The sequence below is a fragment of the Mesorhizobium sp. M4A.F.Ca.ET.022.05.2.1 genome, from assembly GCF_003998845.1.
Classification (GTDB): Bacteria; Pseudomonadota; Alphaproteobacteria; order Rhizobiales; family Rhizobiaceae; genus Mesorhizobium.
Genome location: NZ_RZOJ01000422.1, coordinates 1 through 5,208 on the forward strand (window position 1 = coordinate 1; position 5,208 = coordinate 5,208).

A 5,208-nucleotide genomic window follows, 5' to 3' on the forward strand; every position below is an offset into this window, starting at 1 on the left:
GGCCGACGGCAACGATGATCACATCGACGCCGTCGAGCAGCTCGCCCGTGCCGAAAGTGAAACGCGGCTGTCCGGTCTGCAGGTCGACGCCGATCATGCCGATGACGAAGCCGACGAACAGGCTGGTGAGACCCCGCACCGACGAAGAGCCGAGCACCGCCGAGACGGTTATGAAGGCCAGCACCATCAGCGAGAAATACTCGGCCGGGCCGAAGGCCAATGCGAACTTGACCACGATCGGCGCCAGGAAGGCGACGCCCAGCGTGCCGATGGTGCCGGCGACGAAGGAGCCGATCGCCGAGGTGGCGAGCGCCGCGCCGCCGCGGCCGGACCGGGCCATGCGGTTGCCCTCGAGCGCGGTGACGATGGTGGCGCTCTCGCCGGGGGTGTTGAGCAGGATCGACGTCGTCGAGCCGCCATACATAGCGCCGTAATAGATGCCGGCGAACAGGATGAAAGAGGCTTCCGGCGCCACCTGGTAGGTGATCGGCAGAAGCAGCGCGATGGTCAGCGCCGGCCCGAGGCCGGGCAGCACACCGATCGCCGTTCCCAATGTAGTGCCGACCAGGCACCACAAAAGGTTGGCCGGCGTGAAGGCGACCGAGAAGCCGTGCGCGAGTTGGTTGAGCGTGTCCATGGCGTCAGCCCCTGACCATGGCGATGACGGCGTTGATCGCCGTGTTCAGCTGGTTCTCGACGAAACCGGCGCCGATGTTGACGCCGAGCGCCCTGGCGAAACCGAAATAGGCCGCGAGCGCCAGGATCAGGCCCAGCAGCGCGTCGCGCAGCGGGCTCCGGCTGCCGAAACCGTAGCAGACCAGAACGAACATGATCACCGAGGCGGCGGTGAAGCCGAGCGGATGGATGAGCGAAAGGTTGGCGACGAGGCCGGCAACCACGAAGCCCATCGACTTCCAGTCGGTCGGCGTCTCCTTTTCCTCGTCGGGCTGCCAGCCGCCCCGAAGCGCCGCGACGATGAGCAGCAGCGACAGGATCACCATGCCGGCCATCGTGATGTAGGGGAAGACCCTCGGGCCGACCTTGGAATAGAGCGGCGACACCGGGATCGCCAGCGTCTGCCAGGCCACGGCGGCGGCGCAGGCCAGAAGCCCGACGCCGATCAACAATTCGGGTATGGCAAAGCGCGGCGGCGCCTGCTGGTCGCTGGTGCTCATGAATGTCCTCCCTCGATGGCCGGCATCCCACGGCCGGCCCTGACCGCAGTCTCGCCCGCGATGGATGTCATGTCCATGCGCCTGGCGAAGGTCCAGGCGGAGCGGCGCCGGCCGGCCCGCCTGGGGAAGGCATCAGGCGAGGCCGAGATCCTTGAGGATGGCACCGATGCGGGCGGTGTCCTCGGTGACGAACTTGGCATAATCGTCGCCGGTGAGCAGGATCGGTGTCCAGTTGCGATTCTTGCACTCGGTCGCCCAGGCCTCGCTCTTGGCCATGGTCTCGACCAGCTTGATCATCGCCGCCTTGTCGTCGTCGGAGACGCCTGGTGGAGCGAAAACGCCGCGCCAGTTGAACAATTCGACATCGATGCCGGCCTCCTTCAGCGTCGGCGCGTCGATACCTTCCTGGCGCTTATCGGCGGAGATGGCGAGCAGCCTGAGCGCACCTGCCTTGACCTGCTCGGAGAATTCGCCATAGCCGGAAATGCCGGCTGCCACCTGGTTGCCAAGCAGCGCCGACAGCGCCTCGCCGCCACCGGCGAATGGCACATAGGAGAGGTTGGTCGCGGGCACACCGGCGGATTTGGCGATCAGCCCGAACAGAATATGGTCCGAACCGCCGGCGGAGCCGCCCGCCACCGGAACCTGGGTCGGATCGGCCTTGAGCGCGGCGACGAAATCGGCGGCGGTCTTGAACGGCGATGCCGCAGGCACCACCAGCGCCTCGAACTCGCCGGTCAGGCGGGCGATCGGCGTCACTTCGGTCAGGTTGTTCGCGGACTTGTTGGCGATGATGGCGCCGACCATGACCATGCCGGCCACCATCAGTGAATTGCCCTTGCCCTTCCACTGATTGACGAATTGCGGCAGGCCGACCGTGCCGCCGGCACCGCCGACATTGGTGATCTGCGAGCCGGAGATCAGCTTTTCAGAACGCAGCACCTGGTCGATCGTGCGGGCCGTCTGGTCCCAGCCGCCTCCAGGCGCGGCGGGAACGAAGATCTGGAGTTGCGGCGCGTCCTGCGCGAAGGCGGGTGTGAAGTGCAATGCCGCGATGCCGGCCGCGGTGCTCGTCAAGAATCTGCGTCTGTTCAGCATGGGACTCCTCCAAATCACGACACCTCCTCCGGTGCCTGCCAAAGACGTGGCCTGAATTCAGACCCGCCTTCGAGTTCAAGCATTTGTGACTGCGTTCTGTCAACGGGAATGGCATTCTACTAGACAGAACGATTTTGCCACGACAAAATCGCATCATCCAGGCTTGGCCTGGACGGGGCGACCAACATGAAATCATCATCGGGATGAAAAATACACCTGCCAGCCCGACTTCCACCGAAGGCGTTGCCGCTCTCGACCGCGCCATCGCCATTCTCGACGCATTCACGCCCGCCGATCGCTCGCTCGGCCTGGCCGAGATCGCGACCCGCACCGGCCTTTACAAAAGCACGATACTGAGGCTCGCCAACTCGCTGATGCGCGGCCAATTGCTGGAACGGCTTGACGACGGGCGTTATCGGATCGGACCGGCCACCTTCAGGCTTGGCGCGCTCTACCAGCGCTCGGTGGTGGCGATGGATGTCCTGCTGCCGATCATGCGAGATCTGTCGGAGCGGAGTTGGGAAAGCGTCGCCTTCTATGTCCGCTCCGGCGATGTCCGCACCTGCCTTTACCGCGTCGAATCCAAGCATCCGATCCGCTACACCATCCGCGAGGGCGACGTGCTGCCCTTGCTGGCGGGTTCCGGCGGCCGTGTACTCGCCGCGTTCTCCGGCGAGCAGGGCGAGCCCTACGATACCATCCGCGCGGACTATCACCATTTGTCGGTGGGCGACCGCGATCCCGAGACGGCTGGCGTCTCGGCGCCTGTTTTTGGACCCGGCCGGACTCTTCTCGGCGCACTCACCCTTGCCGGCCCAAGAACGCGCGTGGACGCAGCCTTTCTGCGCCGCATGACGGCGCCCTTGCTCGAGGCGGCGGCTCGCGCCACCCGCGCCTTCGGCGAAGACGCCTCGATGCTCGAACGAGCAAGTTTGAAAGCCGTTCATCGCCGATAAGGCACTGGAAACTCTTTGAACTTTGTTTCCATGACTTGGTCCCGATTTGTCGGGCTTTCGAGCGCCGGCAAATTGGAAGCAGTCGAACTGAAATAGTATTTGCCTAAAATCCTATCCTATACCCTTGCGAAAGCAACCTGTGGAAGAAGACCGGCTGTCTCGAGTAAAAATACTCGGCAAGTTTATTGGCTGTTAAGGCCGACATGCTACTCGGGCTGTTGTCGCATGACGAGCAGCGACATGAGGGAGAGAGGTTTCGCCTGGCCTGCAATTGCCTCGGTCAGGCCCAGCGGGTTCACGGGGGCCATGGCAATTTCCATGGAAGCTTGATGAGGCTGTCACCGGCGCTTTCCAGCCCACGTCTTGTCGGCTTGGTCTGGCCATTCATCCTCGTGGTCCTTGTCCAGGCTCTGGTCGCCGGCGGCAGCCTCTATACGCTTTCGGCGGTTCGCGCCTACGTCGGCGGCGAAAGCCATTGGTCGAAAGGACAGAAAGAGGCCATCTATTTCCTCAGCCTCTATGCCGATACCGGCAAGACGGATTTCTTCAACGAGTATCGCACCGCAATTGCCGTTCCGCTGGCCGATCATGCGGCGCGGCTGGCACTTGAGCAGGCCGAGCCCGACACCGAGGCGGCGCGCGCCGGTTTCGTGCAGGGTGGAAATCACGCCGACGACGTCGCGGGAATGATCTGGTTGTTCCGAAATTTTCGTTGGTTCAGCTACCTCGACGTCGCCATTCAGCGCTGGGCGGCTGCAGACGACATGATCCTGGCGCTCGACGAGTTGGGCGAGACAATCCACCGGAAGGTCACGGAAGGACGGGTATCGTCGGACCAGGTCGGCGCCTGGAAGGCAGAGATCCACCGGCTCAACGATGAGATCGGCCCTCTGTCCAAGGCGTTCTCTGACAGCCTGGGAGAGGGTTCGCGTTTCATCAACATTGCATTGACGCTGGCCAATCTCGCCACAGCCGCTCTGCTCATCCTGCTAGCAGTGTGGCGCACGCGCAAACTCCTGGCGCAACGCCAGGCTTTCCAGAACGCGCTCAATGCCGAGCGCGAACGGGCCCAGATCACGCTTGCTTCGATCGGCCAGGCCGTCATCAGCACAAATTCCGATGGGCGGCTGGATTACATGAACGCTGTCGCCGAACGCCTGCTGGCGCACACGTTCGAGCTGGCGAGAGGCAAACCGATCGCATCACTGTTCAAGCTCGTCGACAAGGACAGCGGCGTCGAGGAGACGCAATGGATCGAGCGCTTGCTGGCCGGCGAGCCGAGGCGTTCCAATGCCCGCCCGCGACTGCTGCAGCGCGCCGACGGTTCGGTCGTTCCCATTGCCCTGACTGGCGCACCGCTTTTGGTGTCCGGCGAAGTCGTCGGCGCCGTGCTCGCCTTCCACGACATGACGCGCGAACAGGACTACATCGAGCGCCTTTCATGGCAAGCATCGCACGACGAACTGACGGGGCTTGCAAATCGCCGCGACTTCGAGAGCCGCCTGCAGAAGGCCATCCAGGATTTGCACCATCGACCCGGGCAGCACGCCCTGATGTATCTGGATCTCGACCAGTTCAAGCTGGTCAACGACACATGCGGCCACGCCGCCGGCGACCAGCTGCTGCGTCAGGTCTCCATATTGCTCGGCAATGATCTTCGGCCGGGCGACATTCTGGCGCGACTGGGCGGCGACGAATTCGGCGTCCTCCTCCTCGATTGCAGCCTGGATCTCGCCGCCGACATTGCCGAACGGATGCGCGCGACCATTCAAGACCTGCATTTCTCATGGACCGGAAGACCGTTCGCCATCAGCGTCAGCATCGGCATGGTCCAGATTGTGGATGCCAAAGTCACGCTTGAAGAAACCCTGCAGGCCGCCGATGTCGCCTGCTACATGGCCAAGGAAAAGGGCCGCAATCGGGTTCAGCTGCATAGCGACAGCGACACGGCCCTGCGGGAACGGTTCACGGAAATGGCC

6 protein-coding genes are annotated in these 5,208 nt (G+C 63.5%); 2 read left to right on the forward strand and 4 right to left on the reverse strand.

The window, feature by feature from the left end:
- From EN745_RS29425 to EN745_RS29435, 3 genes are all read right to left on the reverse strand, one after another.
- A partial coding sequence (locus EN745_RS29425) for a tripartite tricarboxylate transporter permease (protein WP_189363194.1) occupies positions 1 to 637 on the reverse strand: 637 nt, incomplete at its 3' end.
- Between the two features lie 4 nt (positions 638 to 641).
- The gene (locus tag EN745_RS29430) at positions 642 to 1,175 is read right to left on the reverse strand and encodes a tripartite tricarboxylate transporter TctB family protein (RefSeq protein ID WP_127422864.1); all 534 of its coding nucleotides are present in this window, start codon (positions 1,173 to 1,175) and stop codon (positions 642 to 644) included.
- Positions 1,176 to 1,307: 132 nt separating this feature from the next.
- The gene (locus tag EN745_RS29435) at positions 1,308 to 2,273 is read right to left on the reverse strand and encodes a tripartite tricarboxylate transporter substrate-binding protein (protein WP_126058318.1); all 966 of its coding nucleotides are present in this window, start codon (positions 2,271 to 2,273) and stop codon (positions 1,308 to 1,310) included.
- Between the two features lie 203 nt (positions 2,274 to 2,476).
- Here EN745_RS29435 and EN745_RS29440 point away from each other — a divergent pair, with 203 nt between their 5' ends.
- A complete protein-coding gene (locus tag EN745_RS29440; RefSeq protein ID WP_127422865.1) occupies positions 2,477 to 3,229 on the forward strand; it encodes an IclR family transcriptional regulator in 753 nt (250 codons plus the stop codon).
- A 338-nt stretch (positions 3,230 to 3,567) separates the two neighbouring features.
- Here EN745_RS29440 and EN745_RS37310 read toward each other — a convergent pair whose 3' ends face one another.
- Positions 3,568 to 3,897 (reverse strand): hypothetical protein, encoded by a 330-nt coding sequence (locus tag EN745_RS37310; protein ID WP_245487870.1) that lies wholly within the window; start codon positions 3,895 to 3,897, stop codon positions 3,568 to 3,570.
- Positions 3,898 to 3,915: 18 nt separating this feature from the next.
- On the opposite strand from EN745_RS37310, the gene EN745_RS29445 reads away from it, so the two are divergent.
- Positions 3,916 to 5,208: diguanylate cyclase (locus EN745_RS29445; RefSeq protein WP_245487871.1), on the forward strand; the 1,293-nt coding region annotated here is incomplete at its 3' end.

Coding starts and splice junctions, on each gene's coding strand:
- EN745_RS29435 (WP_126058318.1), bottom strand. CDS start 2,273: ATGCTGAACAGACGCAGATTCTTGACGAGCACCGCGGCCGGCATCGCG.
- EN745_RS29430 (WP_127422864.1), bottom strand. CDS start 1,175: ATGAGCACCAGCGACCAGCAGGCGCCGCCGCGCTTTGCCATACCCGAA.
- EN745_RS29440 (WP_127422865.1), top strand. CDS start 2,477: ATGAAAAATACACCTGCCAGCCCGACTTCCACCGAAGGCGTTGCCGCT.